General features: G+C 39.0%; 20 protein-coding genes. 11 read left to right on the top strand and 9 right to left on the bottom strand.

Features of this window, described 5'->3' with window-relative positions:
- Window positions 1-377 precede the first annotated feature (377 nt).
- Both BZG42_RS08875 and BZG42_RS08870 read right to left on the bottom strand, forming a co-directional pair.
- Window positions 378-1,247 carry an RluA family pseudouridine synthase gene (locus tag BZG42_RS08875; RefSeq protein ID WP_155996248.1) on the bottom strand — a complete coding sequence of 290 codons (870 nt, stop codon included), beginning with the start codon at window positions 1,245-1,247 and terminating at the stop codon, window positions 378-380.
- 1 nt (window position 1,248) lies between these two features.
- Window positions 1,249-2,217, bottom strand: a complete 969-nt coding sequence (locus tag BZG42_RS08870; RefSeq protein WP_155996249.1) for an NAD(P)/FAD-dependent oxidoreductase — start codon at window positions 2,215-2,217, stop codon at window positions 1,249-1,251.
- A gap of 256 nt (window positions 2,218-2,473) precedes the next feature.
- Here BZG42_RS08870 and pbp2a point away from each other — a divergent pair, with 256 nt between their 5' ends.
- The 4 genes from pbp2a to nusG all read left to right on the top strand — a co-directional run bounded on the left by pbp2a (window position 2,474) and on the right by nusG (window position 5,753).
- Entirely contained in the window at window positions 2,474-4,699 is a 2,226-nt protein-coding gene (gene pbp2a, locus BZG42_RS08865) for a penicillin-binding protein PBP2A (protein ID WP_120172279.1), read from the top strand.
- Window positions 4,700-4,720: 21 nt separating this feature from the next.
- Window positions 4,721-4,873, top strand: coding sequence for a 50S ribosomal protein L33 (rpmG, locus tag BZG42_RS08860; protein WP_032537855.1), 153 nt, complete (start codon window positions 4,721-4,723; stop codon window positions 4,871-4,873).
- Between the two features lie 9 nt (window positions 4,874-4,882).
- Complete coding sequence (gene secE, locus BZG42_RS08855; RefSeq protein WP_024531815.1) at window positions 4,883-5,059, top strand: preprotein translocase subunit SecE; 177 nt, start codon at window positions 4,883-4,885, stop codon at window positions 5,057-5,059.
- Window positions 5,060-5,213: 154 nt separating this feature from the next.
- Complete coding sequence (nusG, locus tag BZG42_RS08850; protein WP_024531814.1) at window positions 5,214-5,753, top strand: transcription termination/antitermination protein NusG; 540 nt, start codon at window positions 5,214-5,216, stop codon at window positions 5,751-5,753.
- Between the two features lie 257 nt (window positions 5,754-6,010).
- Here nusG and BZG42_RS08845 read toward each other — a convergent pair whose 3' ends face one another.
- The 5 genes from BZG42_RS08845 to BZG42_RS08825 all read right to left on the bottom strand — a co-directional run bounded on the left by BZG42_RS08845 (window position 6,011) and on the right by BZG42_RS08825 (window position 9,353).
- Entirely contained in the window at window positions 6,011-7,078 is a 1,068-nt protein-coding gene (locus tag BZG42_RS08845; RefSeq protein ID WP_155996250.1) for a site-specific integrase, read from the bottom strand.
- A gap of 122 nt (window positions 7,079-7,200) precedes the next feature.
- Window positions 7,201-7,458, bottom strand: coding sequence for an Abi family protein (locus BZG42_RS08840; RefSeq protein ID WP_155996251.1), 258 nt, complete (start codon window positions 7,456-7,458; stop codon window positions 7,201-7,203).
- 157 nt (window positions 7,459-7,615) lie between these two features.
- Window positions 7,616-7,972 (bottom strand): ImmA/IrrE family metallo-endopeptidase, encoded by a 357-nt coding sequence (locus BZG42_RS08835; RefSeq protein ID WP_155996252.1) that lies wholly within the window; start codon window positions 7,970-7,972, stop codon window positions 7,616-7,618.
- 147 nt (window positions 7,973-8,119) lie between these two features.
- Complete coding sequence (locus BZG42_RS08830) at window positions 8,120-8,989, bottom strand: type II toxin-antitoxin system PemK/MazF family toxin (protein ID WP_155996290.1); 870 nt, start codon at window positions 8,987-8,989, stop codon at window positions 8,120-8,122.
- A 10-nt stretch (window positions 8,990-8,999) separates the two neighbouring features.
- Complete coding sequence (locus tag BZG42_RS08825) at window positions 9,000-9,353, bottom strand: helix-turn-helix domain-containing protein (RefSeq protein WP_155996253.1); 354 nt, start codon at window positions 9,351-9,353, stop codon at window positions 9,000-9,002.
- An 813-nt stretch (window positions 9,354-10,166) separates the two neighbouring features.
- Here BZG42_RS08825 and BZG42_RS09985 point away from each other — a divergent pair.
- Window positions 10,167-10,310: a hypothetical protein gene (locus BZG42_RS09985; RefSeq protein WP_165437318.1), complete on the top strand. Its 144-nt coding sequence runs from the start codon at window positions 10,167-10,169 to the stop codon at window positions 10,308-10,310.
- Here the strand turns inward: BZG42_RS09985 and BZG42_RS08820 are convergent.
- Window positions 10,268-10,951, bottom strand: coding sequence for a DUF4145 domain-containing protein (locus tag BZG42_RS08820; protein WP_178085430.1), 684 nt, complete (start codon window positions 10,949-10,951; stop codon window positions 10,268-10,270). The two genes, BZG42_RS09985 and BZG42_RS08820, sit on opposite strands and share 43 nt — an antisense overlap.
- Window positions 10,952-11,005: 54 nt before the next feature.
- Between BZG42_RS08820 and BZG42_RS08815 the strand changes: the two genes are divergently transcribed.
- Both BZG42_RS08815 and BZG42_RS08810 read left to right on the top strand, forming a co-directional pair.
- The gene (locus BZG42_RS08815) at window positions 11,006-11,218 is read left to right on the top strand and encodes a transcriptional regulator (protein WP_155996254.1); all 213 of its coding nucleotides are present in this window, start codon (window positions 11,006-11,008) and stop codon (window positions 11,216-11,218) included.
- A gap of 4 nt (window positions 11,219-11,222) precedes the next feature.
- Window positions 11,223-11,420: a hypothetical protein gene (locus BZG42_RS08810; RefSeq protein WP_155996255.1), complete on the top strand. Its 198-nt coding sequence runs from the start codon at window positions 11,223-11,225 to the stop codon at window positions 11,418-11,420.
- A gap of 312 nt (window positions 11,421-11,732) precedes the next feature.
- Here BZG42_RS08810 and BZG42_RS08805 read toward each other — a convergent pair whose 3' ends face one another.
- The gene (locus BZG42_RS08805) at window positions 11,733-12,521 is read right to left on the bottom strand and encodes a DUF4393 domain-containing protein (protein ID WP_155996257.1); all 789 of its coding nucleotides are present in this window, start codon (window positions 12,519-12,521) and stop codon (window positions 11,733-11,735) included.
- Window positions 12,522-12,579: 58 nt separating this feature from the next.
- Here BZG42_RS08805 and BZG42_RS08800 point away from each other — a divergent pair, with 58 nt between their 5' ends.
- From BZG42_RS08800 to BZG42_RS08785, 4 genes are read left to right on the top strand one after another with little or no spacing between them, the layout of a single operon-like run.
- Window positions 12,580-13,296 (top strand): phage antirepressor KilAC domain-containing protein, encoded by a 717-nt coding sequence (locus BZG42_RS08800; protein ID WP_155996258.1) that lies wholly within the window; start codon window positions 12,580-12,582, stop codon window positions 13,294-13,296.
- A gap of 42 nt (window positions 13,297-13,338) precedes the next feature.
- Complete coding sequence (locus BZG42_RS08795; protein WP_155996259.1) at window positions 13,339-13,623, top strand: DNA-binding protein; 285 nt, start codon at window positions 13,339-13,341, stop codon at window positions 13,621-13,623.
- A complete protein-coding gene (locus BZG42_RS08790; protein WP_155996260.1) occupies window positions 13,620-13,808 on the top strand; it encodes a hypothetical protein in 189 nt (62 codons plus the stop codon). Before BZG42_RS08795 ends, BZG42_RS08790 begins: the two co-directional genes overlap by 4 nt.
- A gap of 1 nt (window position 13,809) precedes the next feature.
- Window positions 13,810-14,064 (top strand): hypothetical protein, encoded by a 255-nt coding sequence (locus tag BZG42_RS08785; protein WP_155996261.1) that lies wholly within the window; start codon window positions 13,810-13,812, stop codon window positions 14,062-14,064.
- The last annotated feature ends 53 nt before the right edge of the window (window positions 14,065-14,117 follow it).

Below are 14,117 nucleotides of genomic sequence, written 5' to 3'. Positions count from 1 at the left end.
TTTTTTTTAGCATTTACGATAAAATTTTACCATCTAAACTACAGGATGTTAAGAACAATCGGTTGACACTATGTGGACTTGTTTTGGGGTTTTCACCTTTAAAAAACAGCCTACTTATATATTGAGTTGAAGAAAAAGTCCATTTTGGTCAAGACCTTTAATCTCTTTCTTTATAGTCAACAGCAAAAAACTCCCAGAGACATCGAAATAATAGCGTTTCTAAGAGTTGAAAGATGAACAACACTATTTAGGATTCCTAAAGTTATTACATTTTAAGGGGGTGTCTATGTTCTGCTATATTTGGTTTCTTGGAAAAGGGAGACCATTGAAAAAACTCCATATTCATAAGCCATTTAAGCCTTGAAACATGGAGTTCTTTATTTCAAACTGTTTAATACCTTTTCAAACGTTTCTGATCTAGCTTCTACGCTAATGTTTTCCAGCGTGAGTGGATGGGTCAGACTGAGTTTTTGAGCATGGAGCATGAGACGCGGAGCGGACACTTTACTATAGAGTGGGTCGCCGAGTAAGGCATGTCCATGGTGAGCTAAGTGGACACGGATTTGGTGGGTTCGACCTGTTTGGAGTCGGCAGCTAATTAGGCTATTTTTACCGATTGTTGTGAGCGGATAGACTCGGGTTAGAGCCTCTTTTCCTCCGTGGTTGTCCACTACTCGCTTTCTGCGGTCGTGGCGGTCTCGTCCAATCTTATCTGTAATGGTCCAGACGTTTTTCTTTATCTGTCCCTGGCAGAGAGCTAGATAGTCTCGGTAGATAAGCTTGTCTTCTAAGAGTCGGTTGAGAATGGGGAGGATAAAAGGGGTTTTGGCAAATAGAATAGCTCCGCTGGTTTCTCTATCTAGCCTATGAACCACATGGCAGGTCTGTCCAACATAGCTAGATACGTGGTTGAGAAGAGCGATTTCATTTGGCTCATTGCCATGGGTTTTCATGCCCTCGGGTTTATTTACGATAATCAGATGTTCATCTTGATAGAGTTCTTCTACTAAATCGCCTTCTCCCATGGGAATCAGCTTTTCAGGATAGTCCTCTTCATCAAAGATTAACTCCAATAAATCTCCTGCTATGACGGAACTTTGCCAGTTAATCAACTCACCATTGATGCGGACATGTTTCTTGGTTCGGAGAAAATGGCGGATTTTTCGTGGAATAAGAAAATAATCTTCCAAGGCTTCCTTGACTGTGAGGGGGGGAAAGGTTTGGGGAATACGAATAACAATTTTCATCTTATAAGCTAGTGGAGTGCTTTGGCTGCACTTTTTCGTTTGGATTCAGGTAGTTCATAGCATTGTTGACAGCGGTTGGTGCTTCTCCAAAGCCTGTTGCAATCAAGTCGATTTTTCCCTCGTAGTAGCAACAATCACCAATGGCATAGATACCTGGAACAGAAGTTTCTTGTTTGCTGTTGACAAGAATGCGGTGGCGATTGAGTTCTAACCCCCATTCTTTTAGCGTTCCGACAGAAGATTTGAATCCGTAGTTGACAAAAAGGTGATCAAAGGGCAGGGTGAGATATTCATCGCTTTTGACTCTGTTTAGCTCCAATTTGTCTGCTCTGCCATTTTCCCCAGAAAGTCTCTTAGGAATAAATGGAGTGTGAATGGATACGCTGGACTGTTTCAGCTCTTTTACGCTGTGCTCAAGGGCACGGAAGTTGTCGCGACGGTGAACGATATGGGTGGTCTTTGCGATTTTTTCAAAGGCCAAGGACCAATCAACCGCAGAATCTCCGCCTCCCAAGATGACGACATCCTTATCAGCATACTGCTGGATGTTGGAAACATGATAGTGGATATTATCAAAGTTATCCGCTTCTTCAATTTCCAGAGGGCGAGGCTTGAAAGCTCCTCCCCCCATGGCGATGATGAGGGTTTTAGTCTGGTGGGTGTCCTTGTTGGTTGTCAGGGTGATGACCTCACCAGATTCTATGGCTGTCAGGGTTTCGTTGAGACAAATAGTCGTATCAAAAGGAGCCAACTGTATCAACAAGTTATCTATTAGCTCTTGTCCCGTCAAGTTCGGAAAAGCAGGAATATCTAAAATCGTTTTTTCTGGATAAAGAATGGCCGGTTGACCGCCTAGTTGTGGTAGAGAGTCAATGATTTTGACCTTGGCTTGACGAAGGTGGGCATAAAAGGCGGCAAAGAGACCGACAGGTCCTCCACCGATAATGGTGATATCGTAGATGTGTGTCATGAAATGTCCTCTTAAACTGTTTGAAAATCAAAGCGTTTCTCTTCTGGTCTTTGGCAACTTGTCTAGGGAACGACCTTCTTCGTTAGTAGATTTGGCTTGTTGGCTTCGGATTTTCATGGGTTATTATTTGTCAGAATGACCCTATTCTACCATATTTTTCAAAAATTTTCTGTGTGATAGATAGGTTCTGGTGTTTTTTTCTGCTAGCTTTTGGGAAATATTGTATAATGGTACAAAATCTAGAAAGAGGTGTTTTATGGACGATTTACAGCACCAACCGATTGATGTTCCAGAAGATTTTCATTCCGAATATGAAGATAGACCTAGTCGTAGAGGTAGTCGGGGGAAGCTTAATCAAACGAAGAAAAAATCCCGCATCCCAACACCGATTCGCAAGTTTTGGCGTCGTTATCAGTTGACTAAGATTTTCCTTATTTTTATGGGAGTTGCAGTTTTGGTAGTAGGTGGTTATCTCTTTTTCTTGGCTAAGACTGCTAATGTTGGCGATTTGCAGCAGGCTTTGAAGGCGACAACAGTTATCTATGATAAAGATGGATCTGAAGCAGGGACCCTTTCCGGTCAAAAGGGAACTTATGTGGAGCTAGATGCTATTTCTGATAATCTCAAAAATGCAGTTATTGCGACAGAAGATCGGACCTTCTATGAAAATTCCGGCATTAACTATAAGCGAACTATTTTAGCCTTTTTGACTCTAGGAAAATCAGGAGGAGGCTCGACCATTACCCAGCAATTAGCTAAGAATGCCTTTTTAACTCAAGATCAAAATATTAGCAGGAAAGCCAGAGAATTTTTCTTAGCACTTGAAATCAATAAGAAATACAGCAAGCAAGAGATTTTAACCATGTATCTCAACAATGCTTATTTTGGTAATGGGGTTTGGGGGGTAGAAGATGCTAGTCGGAAATATTTTGGGACTTCTGCCAAAGACCTGACACTTGAACAATCAGCAGTGATTGCTGGTATGCTCAAGGGACCAGAATTTTATAACCCTTATTATTCCTTGGAAAATGCTAAAAATCGTAGAGATACAGTCTTACAAAATATGGTTCACGCAGGCTATATTGATCAGGCAACAGCAGATGCGGGTTTTCAAGTTGACTTGGCCGGTCAGCTAGCAGATACTTATACGGGTAAACAGAATAACTATTCTTATCCATCCTATTTTGATGCGGTTATCGCAGAAGCAATTGAGCGTTATGGCCTGAAAGAATCTGACATTATCAACAACGGTTACCGTATTTATACTGAGATGGATCAAAACTCTCAGGCTAGCATGCAGGTCATCTTCAATGATGAGACTAAGTTTCCAACTTCTAATTTTGATGGTAGTCATGCTCAAGCAGCTAGTGTGGCGCTTGACCCAACTACCGGAGGTGTTCGGGGGTTGGTTGGTCGTGTTAATAGTTCAAAGAATGCAGCATTTCGAACCTTTAACTTTGCGACCCAAGCCAAGCGTAGCCCAGGTTCGACCATCAAACCTCTCGTTGCCTACGCTCCTGCGGTTGCAGCTGGTTGGTCGATTGACAAGCCTTTAGATAACCATACAGAAAATTATGGAGGCTATACTTTACATAATTACGATCGTTCTACCTCAGACTCCGTCCCGATGTATCAAGCCTTAGCACAGTCTTATAATTTACCGGTAGCCTATATTGTCAATACGCTGGGAGTTAATAAGGCCTTTGAATACGGTCAAAAGTTTGGACTTAATATGGACAATGTGGAGAAGGTTCTAGGAGTATCTATTGGTTCTGGCGTGGAAACCAACCCGTTACAAATGGCTCAGGCCTATGCCACTTTTGCCAATAAGGGAGTTATGAAAGATGCTCACTTGATTACTCGTATTGAAACAGCTAGTGGAAAGGTGTTGGCTCAGCACCGCGAGACGAGTACCAAGGTTATTGAACGGTCTGTAGCAGATAAGATGACGTCCATGATGTTAGGAACTTATACGAACGGTACGGGTGTAACAGCAGATGCGGCCAATTACTATATTGCTGGAAAGACAGGGACGACAGAAACCAGCTTCGATGTGAATCTGGTTAATGATCAATGGCATATCGCCTATACACCAGATTTGGTCATTAGTCAATGGGTTGGTTTTGAGAAGACGGATGAGAATCACTACATTGATAGTGCAAGTTATTGGAAGGCACCGTCAGTGTTTAGAACAGTGGCTAATGCTATCCTTCCCCATACTGCTGGGACAAAATTTGATGTAGAGAATGCCTATGCAAAAAATGGGATTGTAAAAGTGGCAGAAGATGAAACTCCTCAATCAGAAACGACTGCCAACCAAGATCAAAATCAGGCGCAAGAGATTTCTGAACAGGCAAAAAATTTAATTGAACAGACTAAGAAAAGCTTGGTAGAGGCTCGCATTCCAGAACGTGCAAAAAATTTATGGGATAACCTAACAACTTGGTTTGAGGGAGTTGTCAAATCCATAAAAACATGGTAAAATGATACGGATGGAGGCTTTATGGCACTTAAAAAAGCAAGCCTAGCCTGTACAGTTTGCGGTTCTCGAAACTATTCAATCAGCCTTTCGAGCAATCCCAAGCCAACACGGTTAGAAGTAAATAAATATTGTAAACACTGTGGGCAGTACACTGTTCACAAAGAAACCAGATAGGAGTCGCGCGTGAAGTTTATCAAAGATATGATTCGTATTTTGAAAGATACCTCTTGGCCAACTCGTAAGCAGAGCTGGAAGGACTTTGTATCCGTTGTAGAATACACAGCCTTCTTTGTAGCAGTTATTTATCTCTTTGACTTGATTTTGTCACGAGGAATTCTCAGTTTGATTCATCTTTTCTAGAAAATACTTGCCATTTGTAAAATGGAAGTGATATAATAAAGAAAAGCGAAAGCCTTCGGGCTTTTTTTAGCGTCTTCAAATTACACTCAATGCGGATTAACTTTATATGGTTGATCAGCAGAAGGTATTGGGTTCTAAAAGAAAGGAAATGGCTATGTACGATAGTTTTGATAAGGGATGGTTTGTCTTGCAAACTTATTCAGGATATGAAAATAAGGTCAAGGAAAACCTACTCCAACGCGCTCACACTTACAATATGTTGGAAAATATTCTTCGTGTAGAAATCCCAACTCAGACCGTCCAGGTTGAGAAAAATGGTGAAATCAAAGAGGTAGAGGAAAATCGTTTCCCAGGGTATGTTTTGGTGGAGATGGTCATGACGGATGAAGCATGGTTCGTTGTACGGAATACACCAAATGTTACTGGTTTCGTTGGTTCACACGGGAACCGTTCAAAACCAACTCCATTATTAGAAGAGGAAATCCGTCAAATCTTGGTATCAATGGGACAAACAGTCCAAGGGGTTGATATAGATGTAAAAGTTGGCGATACTGTTCGAATCATTGATGGAGCCTTCACCGACTACACAGGTAAAATTACAGAAATTGATAACAATAAAGTTAAGATGGTTATCTCTATGTTTGGTAATGATACTATTGCGGAAGTCAATCTGAGTCAGATTGCGGAATTGTAAAAAAAAGAAACTCAGGCTGCTAGGCTTGAGTTTTTGTAATGACCGGTTCTGAATGAAAAGCAAAGAAGCTCGCTTTTTGCCACCAACTTTACCACAATTAACCAACTTTAACCGAATGAGAAAATCAAAAAAGCCCGCAAAATCGGACTTTTCAATCGGTTAATTCCTGACAAATCAGGTACTGAAAGGCGGTAGACGGATTAAATACTCTTTATATATCAAAGGTTTTGAGTTGTTCGCCCCAAATTCGCCCCAAATTATGACGCTAGAAAAATATTTTTGATTTTCTCAAAGTTCCTTTCAGCCAGTGCCTCCATTTGGTGTGAATAAACTTTCAGAGTAATATCTGGACTTTCATGGCCAAGAAGCTTAGAGATTGTCACAATGTCAACACCATTCAAAATTAAAAATGATGCGTATGTGTGCCTTAGAGTATGGTTTCTGACAGGTCTGCCTATAATCTTTTTAATTAGCTTATTACATGCTGAATTAGATACACCAAAGCAGATTCTATTCTTGATATTTGCTTGCCAATAGTTTTGTCTATACACATATAGGATTTCTATTGTTTTTCTATCAATAGGAACTTTTCTTTCTGATGGATCATTCTTCAAGTCACAAAAATCTTGAGTGTTTGAGTAATCAAAAGCTTTATTGATATCCAGTATGCCATTTTTAAAGTCAACATCATTCCAGGTCAGCCCCATGACCTCAGAGAATCGCAAACCAGTAACAGAAAGAAGGTAGAGAGTGAAATAGGATACATACTGGATATTCTCTCTTGTGAGGGCTAAGAGAGCCTTATACTCAGTTTCTTCTAAAAAATCATTTTCCTCAGCTCTTGATTCAATTTGTGATTTAACCTTTGCATCATCAGCAAAGTTAAAATGAATGACTTGTTCCCTCACAGCTACTTTCATAGCTCCCTTGATTTGGTAGTGGAACTTCTCAAGAGTTTCTTGGGCATATTTCTCGCCAAACTCATTCAACTTTTTTTGATAGTAAAGCGGTGTGACATCTTTGACCTTCAACTCTTGGAAATAGTTCTTGATGTGCTTAAAGTTTTTTGTATAGGTTTCCCAAGTCTTATCTTTGACATAAGGACGTTTATAGACTTCTGACCAAGTCTTGACAAAGTCATATAGAGTAACTTCTCCATCTGTCAGGATATTTTGAGATAGTTTTTTCTCAATTTCCCTAGCAGCTGCTTGAGCAAGTTTCTTAGTTTTAAAACCGCTCTTTGATTTCTGCTTATATTTTCCAGATACATCCTTGTAGGAAATGCGGTATTCCCAACCGTTATCCCTTTTTCTAAAGTATGCCATTGATTTACCCTTTCTTTTTTGATAAAATGGGTATAGTAAAGAGACCTACTGCAAAGCAGGTTTTTACTATACTTAATTCGCCTCACGCTCTCCTCGACCAAAATTTGAGCGTGAGGCTTTTTTTATTCTACAATTGCAACATTAACAGCTGAACGAATGTCTTTGTCCATATTAAAAACATGAAAAAGTTGTTCAAATGTAAATCCATCTCTGAACCTTTCACCTTCTTCGATACCAATATCTTTATAACCATTAACAAGTTCATAGTATCCAACAGTTGCTAGAATTCGTCGGGCAGATGGTTCATGTAAGAATGTGAGATTTCGTGATTTTAAAATTTCAATCTGCTCATCTATTGTTTTAAAGGGCTTGTTATCCATGAATTTTGACCTCAATAATCAAAAAGAGCCATGTGCGGACACAATGGCTCTTTAGGGCTCCCAGGGGGGAGCATTCACTTCGATTGTGTCTATTATATAATTTTTTTATTTGTTTGTCAATTCTTATAGCTAAACAATGTCATAGCATAAAATATTATCAAACAATATTAGCCAAGTTATTAAATTCTTCTTTGACCATGGTTTCATTGACCACGGTTTTTAATTTGTATTTTTCCATAAACTGGATATAGTTAAAATCCTTGTGATCATCCATCTGGTCAAGTTCTTCTTTGAGTAGATGGTGGATCATGTTTCTGTCTGCTTGGAGTTCACACCGTTCACGGTTATATTCATAATCCGCTTTGGTATGGTTTTTGTGGCCAAGCTCGTGATAAGTGACTTTTTTCTTCTCCAGGTCATCAAGATAGACATCAATAAAGACTGTATCAATTGGTTTATTATAGACACCTTTGATACCGGTGTCTCTGCCATCAAAATAGGCAATTTGGGTCATATCACATCAGTCCTGTCTGTTAAAATAGAAAAGCCTCACTCAATGAGCAAGGCTTTTCGGTTGTCCTCGAGGGACAATATCATTTTGGTTGTCGTCTAGCGACCTTATAACCATATGATAGCCTAGTTCATTATTTTTGTCAAGTATTTAGAAAAAATCATTTAAAAGATTGTCGATTTCATTCATAGTTTCCGAAGATAAAACAATATCTTTAAGGACAGAATCTTTTTCTCTAGGATCTAAAATCCTTAATTTACTTACTGTTGTAATTTGATTTAACAAGACGATACTGCCTTGCTTCATCTTATTGATTTTAGCAATCAGTTTATTTAAGTAATCTTTAGTGGTGTCGAAATCGTTCATCAGTTTATCATTTTCTTCAATTTCATTATTAATTTCTGAAATCTCTTGTTCGGTGGTTTTTATAACACTATCTACCTGTTCAGATTGTTGAGTATCATTTATAGAAAAATCATTTTGAAAATCCTCGAGCATGATTTTTAAATCTTTTATATTATTCAAACGGATCTGTAAATGTTCGAGACGACTCTTTAGCTGCTCTCTTAATTCTTCAACTTCTGTTTCTACTCTTAGAGCTTTTTGGAGCATTAGTTGAAAAACTTCGCTTCCGATGTATTTTTGGAAATATTGAAGATTTCCTAAGTCAGTATCTTCTTTTACAGATGTTAACGGTAGTACGTGTAAGAGATGATTTTTCCTGGAATCTTTTTTATTTAAGACAATCGCATAATGGTGTCCACCGTATTCACGTCCGACATTAAATCCGAAATCTGCATATACAATACTGCCTCTTTTGAATGCTGAAATTCCTTTGGGGTTAAAATCTTTTTCACGTTTTAAATAGCGTGTCCAGCTTTCAACCCATTGGCTTATCTTGTCGGCCCGTTGATCTTCGGGTTCACCTTGGATTGTTAGATAGTGTAAGTATTCTTCTAGGTCAGCTAACACTTGAGCATTGTAAAGTGCAATTTCTTCATTGGTGCGCCCACTTCCCATAAACTTTACCTCAGTCCTGTCTGTTTTTAATTCTTGTCTCAAGCAATGAAGAGATCAAGTCGATGTCTTCATCGTTGAGGTGGTGGCCGTCATAAAAGAAGGATTCTTTGGCCAATTCCTTGAGGTCAACCTCTGAGGGTGCATCAGATTCTTTAGCAATCCGTGGGTTATCGGTACGGCCGAGCAAATAATCAGTTGAGACGTTGAAGTAGTCAGCAATTTCTGCAATTCGTTCAGCATTAGGTTTTTGTTTTTTTAAAGAATATATTGTATTTCGACTATATCCAAGTTTTTCTTCAAGTGAATTTAGCGAAATTCCATGCTTTTTACACAATTCTTTAATTCTTTCAAATGTTGAAAACATTGATTTATCAACCTTTCTAAAGGATGACAAAAAATATTTAAATTTTTCGTTGTAAATACTTGACAAAACACAACGAATAATTTAAAATAGTTTTTGTAAGGTTAAGGAGTTAGTAAAAACACAAGTAAAACTAATTCAAAAAATAAAAGCATTGGCGTGCAGATTGTATTGATTGAACTTTGTTTTATCAAGTGTTTTCTTTATGATTTCATTTTAAATTATTCATTGTTAAATGTCAACAGTTTTACTAACTTTTTAACTTTAAAAATAAAAAACGCATTCCAGCTGCTATCTGAAATGCGTTACGGAAATTATTCTGCTCAAACTAATAGCAGTATCTCATAAGAAAATGCCAGACCGTCCGAGGGTCTGACATCCACCAACTTTTTAGAAGCTCTCTGCCTCTCGGACAGACAAAACAAACTTTGCTGGGTTGGTCACCAGCACTGCAAGGTTTCAAAGTATCACCACGGCTCTGGAGTATCAAACTCGGTAACGGCAATATTTTACGTCTCATGCCATGACTCCCTCTGCGGATTTCTGCAGAGATTCCTTGTTTGATTCTCCTCCTAGTTTTACGCGTCTAGTCCGCTACGGCTCCGAGCAGAGCAAGGTGTCTATTTACTTATGAGAGCACAGTACCTTTCAAAAATTCCGCCAATTTGCATCAGCTCCTTTCTGTATAAAGGTAAACTTATTATACAGAATGCTAGAAGTTTTGTAAAGGTTTTCATAGTTGAAAGTTTGAGCAGAAAAGTTTCTTCGTCATTTTACTAGGTTTTTAACCAATTTATAGGAAGGAGGGGGAGAGATGTGAATGAATTAGAAAGAACAGCCCTCAATGAAATCATGAGGACTGTGACTTATATAGCTGAGAAGGTAGATGAAATTGATAAAAAAATATCAACTCAAAATCAAGATGTGGATGTGAACGACAGAGCATCATCTGCATCATAATCTGCGGCAATAAATTGTGCAGAAGCTAGAATAAAGCGTTTCAAATCTTGGAGGTCTTTGTTATCGTGGCGACGAACGTAATGCGTCTCATCGTTGCCAATCCATGCGACAGATTTTGCTAAGGCTTGTAATTTTGGAAAATCTGAAAGATAATCGCTGATTACTTTTCCTAGCATAATTTTTTTGATTGTCTCATCATCATCTGGATTTTTTGAAATGACATAGTCTTTAATCAAAAATTCAGCCGCTTTACGATAACCAACACCTGCGATTTGGTCTAGTTTTTCTGATTCTGCGACAGTTGCTTGGGAGTATATTTCAACAAAAACAGGAGAAACTTTCTCGATGTTATCTGGTAATTTCACATTGATAGGTGGACGGTAGGAATACTCCACAGGAGTTCCATTACTTGGCTCATCATGAATATATTCAATTACAAAATACTTTAGGCAATCTTCGTAAGGACAACGGAAAACTACTGAGAATCTACCGCGATCTGTATAGCTTCCTTTATCCGAACTGTCACTTTCTCCAACGTGTTGTGGTGACATAGTCCGTCCACAATGAGGACAAACAGAAGGTGTGTCAATTGTAATACTAGTTCGTAGGTCTCTAAATTGAATATATACATTTTGCAGCATTTATCTTTCTCCAATCATTTTATTTTTATTATACCAAATTAGAAAGGAAAAAATATGAGTCAACAACATAAAAAATGGACCGATTTGGTCAAAAAACGACTGCATGACCGCGGCTGGTCCCGGACGGATTTCGCGATTGTTCTAGGGGTTACTCCTGCAATGGTAACACGCCTCTTGAACGAAGGTCATGGTAGTGATGACTTAAAACTGAAAGTCAACAAGAAACTTAGAATTTCTGAGAGTTGGGAAAGTTTTGAAGAGGAGTAGAAACATGAAAATAGCTGAAAAAGTGGTCCGTATTGAATCGGACGCGTATGAATATGTTGTAGATTTTGCTAATGAGCATGACTTGAAAATTGGTGAAGCAGTGAGCATCCTGATTCGCTTCTGTGCTTCTAAAGATTTGATAGTCAAGCAGGCTCATGTAGAGGTTGTGGAAGTTCAGAATGTGGTGGAAGATGATGACTAGCAAACTAATCCAGAACTGGCAAAAGAAAAACTACCAGCTCAGTCAACTGATAGTTGATAGCCTCGAGGGGCTAGATGTGTGGGAGACTGTGGTGGCATTAGGAAAAATAAGAAATAGTTCTGTTTCAAAAGTTGGAGGAGAAGAAAGATGAATTTTTTTATCATAAGCATCTTGGTTAGCTTTATTACATCGTTGCTAACATCTTTAATCATAATGGCATTTCATGTAAATATGACAAAAAAATGGCTTGCCGATTTCTTCGACAAGCAGGATATTTGGTTGCGAGAACACTTTGAAGAATTGGTACAGAAGTTACTTAGATAGACAGACTGTATAAAAGTCCATACCAAGTGGGGAAATGTCAATTATTCCCTTGTTTATATGTAAAGTTTCATTGTTATTCTCGTTAATGTATGAAGTTTTGTAAGCTTCTGCAAGCGGATTGTTTTCGAGTAAAGAATATCTACTTTCACTCGAAAACCACGATTCGAAATCGATTTTTATTAGTCCAAGTCTTTCCAAATTTGTAATCGATGTAGCGTGTCTATCAAAATCGAAGATAGAGTTATCAGCTGATTCGGCAAGGTTTTCCACTGGAATAAATACCAGGCTTTTCAAAAGACTTGTAGAATTGTTTTCGTATTTTATGGAATATCTTGCAACTGGAAATCGTCTAAAAGTAGCAATCTTAATTAAATTTTGAGCATCTAGTGGACTCATTTGCTTGATAATCTCGACAAATGAGTGGTGAAGCTGTGGATTTTTTGAAGAATCAAAAGAGGATGCAAGTAACGATGCGAACATTTCTCGAATTTCTTTCTCTTCAATGTAAAATTTTGAAGCTTCCAAAGCTGGACCAAGAATACTGATTTTAGGTTCTTGTATTTGTTCAAGTGGGATTTTTTCAACCTTTTCTGTGAGAGATTGAATGTATTTTTCGTTATCGATTCTACGTTTTTCGTTTTTTCTTATCAAAAAACTGTCGATTGGACCAAAAACATATTTCCACGCTTCATTAAAGGTATTTGCAGGAGCTTCTGCTCCTTTAACTGCCATCGTTGTTGCAAATGAAGTCAAAATTGTGGGTAGAAGTTCATCCATAATGCACCTCGTTTTTATTTTTATTATAGCAAATTTTATCACGTTAGAAAGGGATTTTATGAACGAAATTATCGATGTCAGTGTGAATGACAATCAAGAGCCTGTTGTGTCTGGTCGGCAGTTGCATGAGGCCTTGGGGGTCAATTCACGATATACAACTTGGTTTGAAAGAATGACCGAGTATGGATTTGTCGAAGGTCAGGACTTTCTCCCAAATTTGGGAAAAAGTACGGGAGGTCGCCAAGCTGTTGACCACGTTATCAAGCTGGACATGGCTAAGGAAATTGCTATGATCCAACGGACAGACCGTGGCAAGCAGGTACGGCAGTACTTTATCCAAATAGAAAAGGACTTCAACAGTCCAGAGAAGATTATGGCTCGCGCTCTGCTATTGGCCGACAAGAAGGTGCATCAGTTGGAAGCACAGATTGAAGCGGACAAGCCCAAGGTGCTGTTTGCTAATGCGGTCGAGGCTAGTGCTACATCTATCTTGATTGGGGACTTTGCCAAGATTTTGCGCCAGAATGGCTACAATATCGGTCAAAATCGCTTGTTTGAGTGGTTGCGCAATAATGGTTTTCTCATTCGGAAGCGTGGTGAGAGCTACAATATGCCGACTCAGAGGTCTATGGATATGAGCTTGTTTGAGGTCAAGGAGCGTACACATAATGAGCCTAATGGTAGCATTCGGATCAGCAAGACGACCAAGATGACGGGCAAGGGTCAGACTTACTTCATCAACAAGTTTTTGAACGAAGACATGCAAAAAGCCTGACGGCAATCAGGCTCAAATCTAAAGATACAAGAGGATTATACCATGAATGATCTAATGAATCAAATGTTGGACCAGTTTGAAGCTGGGCTAATGGATAGAGCGTTAAAGGTCATGCACGTTGTCATGGACGAAAAACGACGGTTTCCTATGGAACTCAACAAGTCACAATGTTCTGAGATGCTCTTAGGAACAAAAGACACCGGTACTTTTGATGAACGTTTCAACTGCCACAAAGATTTCCCAAGAATTCCGAATGCTCGCGAGAAGTACCCTCGTGATGCAGTGATTGAATGGTACCACAATAATTGGCAGAGGACAGCGATATGACAGAAGAATTGATGTTGACAACAGAGCAGGCTCTGGCAGTTATTTCTATCTTGAGCCCAATCTTAATCTGGCTGATCCGTAAGTCGATGAAGATTGAGATTGAAGTCAAAGAGCCTGTTGTAGAAGAAAAGCAACCAGAACGGAATTTGAGATATTTGCAAATTCGGACTTACTACGGAGGATAGAATGAAATTTTGGGACATGATGAAGCGTTTTTTGAGTGTGGATGGAGAGGATTACATCCCTCAAAATAAACATGAGCTGGAACGTGAATTGGCCAACGCTAGGCACACAGCCAAGGAATACAAGAAGTTAGCCTTACTGAAAAATCAGGAATGCGTTGGTCAGGCTAGGCTGATTGATGAGCTACGCAGACGGATTGACTTCTTGGAGAATGTCAACAAGTGCCAGGCTGAACTATTGGCAGATCGTGAGGTCTAGCTATGGTTTGGGTTGTTGCAAAAATAAATAAAAAGAGTCGTGGTCGGAAGTAC

The organism is Streptococcus sp. DAT741 (genome assembly GCF_009866825.1).
Lineage (GTDB): Bacteria > Bacillota > Bacilli > Lactobacillales > Streptococcaceae > Streptococcus > Streptococcus ruminantium.
Note: the sequence above shows the minus strand (reverse complement) of the source record. Positions and strands in the feature narration are given on the sequence as shown.